This window comes from Stenotrophomonas sp. G106K1, assembly GCF_037969685.1.
GTDB classification, from domain to species: Bacteria; Pseudomonadota; Gammaproteobacteria; order Xanthomonadales; family Xanthomonadaceae; genus Stenotrophomonas; species Stenotrophomonas lactitubi.
In genome coordinates this window covers 1-2545 of sequence record NZ_JBBPFR010000048.1, presented here as the reverse complement: position 1 = coordinate 2545, position 2545 = coordinate 1, and the positions used below count along the sequence as shown (strand labels likewise).

The following is a 2545-nucleotide window of genomic DNA, read 5'->3' as shown; positions in this document are numbered from 1 at the left end:
GCGTTGAGTGCGCAGCACACGCCGATGGCCTGGTTGAGCCGTGCCGAGGTGGTGCAGCTGGATGACATGCTGGTGTTCGCGCTGCCGGGCAGCCCGCGTGCGGCAGCGCAGTGCCTGGACATTCTGGCGCCGGTGCTGGGGCACGCGCTGGCGATGGTCGATGGCGGTGGCCACGCATGATTGCCTACAGCGAAGCGCTGCAGCACCTGATGGAAGCGGCTGCACCGCTGCCGGCCGAGCGGCTGACGCTGCATGAGGCGGGTGGTCGCATCCTGGCCACGGACATCATCAGCGGACAGTCGCTGCCGCCGTTCGACAATTCGGCGATGGACGGCTTCGCGCTGCGCGCCAATGGCACGCCGTTCGAAAGCGGTGCCGGGTTTGCGGTGCAGGGCTGGCAGGCCGCAGGCGATGCCGGTGCCGAGGGCGGCGAGGGCGCATGGGAGATCATGACCGGCGCGCGCATGCCGGTTGGGCTGGATACGGTGGTGCCGATCGAGAACGTGGAGATCCTCGCCAGCGAGGATGGCCGACCGACCCGCATCGCGTTGAAGAGCGCGGTGAAGCCTGGCCAGAACGTGCGCCTGCGTGGACAGGACGTGGAAGCGGGCGAGCGCGTGCTGCAGGCCGGGCAGGTGCTGGACCTCAACGCGCGCACCCTGCTGCATGCCATCGGCGTGGCCGAGGTGGCGGTGGTGGCACGGCCGAAGGTCGCGGTCATTGCCACCGGCAAGGAGCTGGTGACCGAGGCGGCGCAGGTGCTGGACTCCGGACAGATCCGTGACAGCAACCGGCCCTACCTGATCGGCCGCCTGCAGGCCGCCGGTGCCGAGGTGGTGTGGCAGGGCACGGTGGGCGATGAGGTGGCTGCCTTTGATGCAGTGCTGGATGACGCGCTGGCGGCAGGGGCACAGGTGCTGGTGAGTACTGGCGCGGTGTCGGCCGGCCGCTATGACTTCATTCCCGCTGCGCTGCACGCGCGTGGCGCCCGCATCGTGTTCCACAAGGTGGCGATCCGCCCGGGCAAGCCGTTGCTGTTTGCGGTGCTTCCCGGCGGCGCGCTGTATTTCGGTCTGCCGGGCAATCCGGTGTCGGCGGCGGTGGGGCAGCGCTTCTTCGTGGAACCGGTGCTGCGTCGCCTGCTGGGCCTGGCTGCCGAGCCGCTGCTGCAGCTGCCGTTGCAGGCCGACGTGCGCAAGCCGCCGGGTCTGCGCTTCCACGCGCGGGCGCGGGTGGACGTGGACGCGCAGGGGCGCTTGAGCGCGCGCGTGCTGGCGGGCCAGGAATCGTTCCGTTTGAAGTCCATGCTGCAGGCCAACGCCTGGGTGGTGCTGGAGGGCGAGGGTGACCTCGTCGCGGCCGGCACACCGGTGCGCGTGCAGGGCTGGGGCCATCAGGACCCGCTGCAGCTGGCGAACCAGGAGTCATGATGAAACAGGTGAATCTGCAGTTGTTCGGTGCGTTTTCCGATCTGGATGCCAGCCGCGAGATCGCGCTGGAGGTAGCCGGCGGCACCGTGGCCGATCTGCGCCAGGCGCTGCGCGAGCTGTTGCCGGTGCGTTGGCCAGGTTTCCGTGCCGGCCTGCTGGACTACTCGGCCTTTGCCGACCAGCAACGCGTGCTGCGCGATCACGACGCACTGCCCGACGACGGCCGGGTGGCGATCCTGCCGCCGGTGAGTGGGGGCTGAGCCATGAGCAACGTGATGGCGAAAGTGGTGGACCGCGCGCAGCGCGCCATCGATCCGGCCGAAGGCATCGCAGCGGTGTCCGACCCGGCATTCGGCGGCATCGATGTGTTCATCGGCAAGGTACGCGACTTCAATGTGGGGCGGCCGGTGACCGGCATCACCTACGACCTGTTCGAACCGCTGGTGCTGAACGAGATCCAGCGCCTGGCGGCGGAGATCGAGGCGACGTTCGGGCCGAAGCTGAAGCTGTATGTGGCGCATGCCAAGGGCCGGCTCGGCATTGGTGATGTAGCGGTGGTGGTGGCCGCGGGCAGCCCGCACCGTGACGAGGCGTTCAGGGCGTGCCGGCAGCTGATCGAGGCGGTGAAACACCAGTGCCCGATCTGGAAGCAGGAGCATTACGAGGACGGCGACAGCGAGTGGAGCGAAGGCTGCACCCTATGCCACGCGGACAGTGAGCCGGCACATGAGCACCACCATTGACTCCAGTAGATCCACGCCATGCGTGGATGGGGCCGTCCCCTCGCGCCCGGCCGGGGCAGCCACGCATGGCGTGGCTCTACCGGGGTTTCCCGCGTGAACGCGACCATCGACGGCATCGTGCTGGCCGGTGGCCTGTCCACCCGCATGGGTCGCGACAAGGCGCTGCTGCCGTGGCAGGGGCGCACTTTGCTGGAGCACATCCGGAGCGTGCTGCTGCAGGCCGGTGCCGAACGGGTATGGGTGAGTGGCAACTATCCGGCCTTCGGCAGCATTCCCGACCGCGTGGCGCGTTGCGGGCCCCTGGGTGGCCTGTACAGCGTGGCGATGCAGATGCCTGATGGCCCGGCCTGGGTGGTGCCGGTGGATACGCCC

At 69.1% G+C, this 2545-nt stretch carries 4 protein-coding genes and 1 pseudogene; all 5 read left to right on the top strand.

Going from position 1 to position 2545, the window contains the following annotated elements:
- Positions 1 to 180: pseudogene (locus WKB25_RS21035) on the top strand (bifunctional molybdenum cofactor biosynthesis protein MoaC/MoaB); the annotation flags it as partial.
- Positions 177 to 1430 carry a gephyrin-like molybdotransferase Glp gene (gene glp / locus WKB25_RS21030; RefSeq protein ID WP_340572788.1) on the top strand — a complete coding sequence of 418 codons (1254 nt, stop codon included), beginning with the start codon at positions 177 to 179 and terminating at the stop codon, positions 1428 to 1430. The pseudogene WKB25_RS21035 and the gene glp, both read left to right, overlap by 4 nt.
- Complete coding sequence (locus WKB25_RS21025; RefSeq protein ID WP_340572786.1) at positions 1430 to 1690, top strand: MoaD/ThiS family protein; 261 nt, start codon at positions 1430 to 1432, stop codon at positions 1688 to 1690. The genes glp and WKB25_RS21025 overlap by 1 nt, the downstream gene beginning before the upstream one ends.
- A 3-nt stretch (positions 1691 to 1693) precedes the next feature.
- Entirely contained in the window at positions 1694 to 2173 is a 480-nt protein-coding gene (locus tag WKB25_RS21020) for a molybdenum cofactor biosynthesis protein MoaE (protein ID WP_340572784.1), read from the top strand.
- Positions 2174 to 2266: 93 nt separating this feature from the next.
- Positions 2267 to 2545 (top strand): NTP transferase domain-containing protein (locus tag WKB25_RS21015; RefSeq protein WP_340572783.1); only part of this gene is annotated, 279 nt, incomplete at its 3' end.